At 33.7% G+C, this 1,648-nt stretch carries 1 protein-coding gene and 1 tRNA gene; both read right to left on the bottom strand.

What is annotated here, in order from left to right; all coding sequences use genetic code 11:
* Positions 1-86 precede the first annotated feature (86 nt).
* Positions 87-1,352 carry a site-specific integrase gene (locus tag D3P13_RS21730; RefSeq protein ID WP_117885808.1) on the bottom strand — a complete coding sequence of 422 codons (1,266 nt, stop codon included), beginning with the start codon at positions 1,350-1,352 and terminating at the stop codon, positions 87-89.
* 218 nt (positions 1,353-1,570) lie between these two features.
* Positions 1,571-1,645 (bottom strand) — tRNA-Pro (locus D3P13_RS21725).
* Between the last annotated feature and the right edge of the window lie 3 nt (positions 1,646-1,648).

Genomic DNA, 1,648 nt, shown 5'->3' with positions numbered 1-1,648 from the left:
TATTATAATCTAACCGTTAAAAACTCCCTTTCAATGTACTTCCGTTATTTGGTGAGAAGCACATTGAAAGGGAATCTTATTTTTGGCTAAAAAAATGTTTTTTGGGTTCGAGGTTGAGATTGTTGCTTTTTAGTTTCAAACCGTATCATTAAATTCTGAATATCCTCACTAATTTTATGTTCTAATACTCTGGCATAAATTTGTGTAGTGGACAATTTAGTATGCCCTAATAATTTGGATACGGTTTCAATAGGAACACCATTCGATAAAAGTACCGTAGTCGCAAACGTGTGCCGAGCAACATGAAATGAAATGTTCTTACGAATACCACAATCTTTTGCAATTTCCTTTAAGTAAGAATTTGTTTTCTGGTTGGAGTAGAGTGGAAGCAATAATTCAGAACCCATCTCTTTAGAAATGACCTTATACTTCTCTACAATGACCAATGCCTTTGGTAAAATAGGTACTTTAACCGTCTCATTTGTTTTCTCACGCTTTGTATAAATCCAAAAGTTCGCATCAATACCTTTGACTATTTGATGAACGGTTAATTGCTTTACATCGATATAAGACAAACCCGTATAACAAGAAAAAATGAATATATCCTTTATCCTTTCTAATCGCTCACTTTTAAAAGTAGTGCTTTCAATTAGCTCTAATTCTCTTTGGGATAGATATTGTCGGTCATACTTATCAAATCTCAATTGAAAACGACTAAAAGGATTTTTAACCAACCATTCTAATTTTATGCCAAGGTTTATCATTTTTTTAAACCGTTCTAAATGTTTCATAACACCATTATTGGTTAACGTTTTTCTTTTTAACTTTGGACTATAATTCCTAAGATATTGCTCAAAGTCAATGATAAAACGATAATTCAATTGTTTTAAATAAATATCGTTCGCTTTTAATTTTTGGACTAAGAATTTATTCAAATATCTTTCGGTGGTATAATAATTTTTCATTGTACCAGCCTTTAAAACAGAAACCATATTCGTATTATGGTATTTTATAAGTTCGTTAAGCGTTTTTAATTGGTCGTCCTCGCCCATATAGCGAGCTTTGATGGATTTAGCAGATATAATTTTAAATTCCTCTAAAAGCTGCCTATGACAATCTAACAATTGACCGTAAACTTGGTCTAAATACTTGTTGAGGATACGTGAATTTGAAGCTGTTCCTCTTGCTCGGGCTTTGGAATTATCCCAATTGCACACCTGTACACACCTTTTTAGACTGATTTCTGTACGCTGTCCATCAACGGTAATACGTGCGTAAATTGATAATTCTTTGGGGTTACTACGTGATTTTCTAGTAAAGAAAATTACTGCGAAAGTGCTGTTTTTATGCATGTTGTACGTCTTTAGTTAAACATTATTTGTTTGTAAAGACGAAAGTCAAATCGCTTCTAAAAGTCCTTTAAAGGTAGGGAAAAATTAGGATAGAACTGCACACCTAATTGCACACCTATTATATTGTTTTAAATGGTTTTATTTGATACCCTTAAAAACAAAAAACACTGATAATCATACGATTAACAGTGTTTTAGTTTGACCTATTACTAGGTTTGTCGGGGTGGCAGGATTCGAACCTGCGACCTCCGCGTCCCAAACGCGGCGCGATAACCGGGCTACGCTACACCCCGAAA

The organism is Aureibaculum luteum (assembly GCF_003449015.1).
Classification (GTDB): domain Bacteria; phylum Bacteroidota; class Bacteroidia; order Flavobacteriales; family Flavobacteriaceae; genus Aureibaculum; species Aureibaculum luteum.
This window is presented reverse-complemented; position numbering and strand designations above follow the sequence as displayed.

Excerpts from the sequence above, each read along its gene's own strand:
- D3P13_RS21730 (WP_117885808.1), bottom strand. The coding sequence starts at position 1,352 with ATGCATAAAAACAGCACTTTCGCAGTAATTTTCTTTACTAGAAAATCA.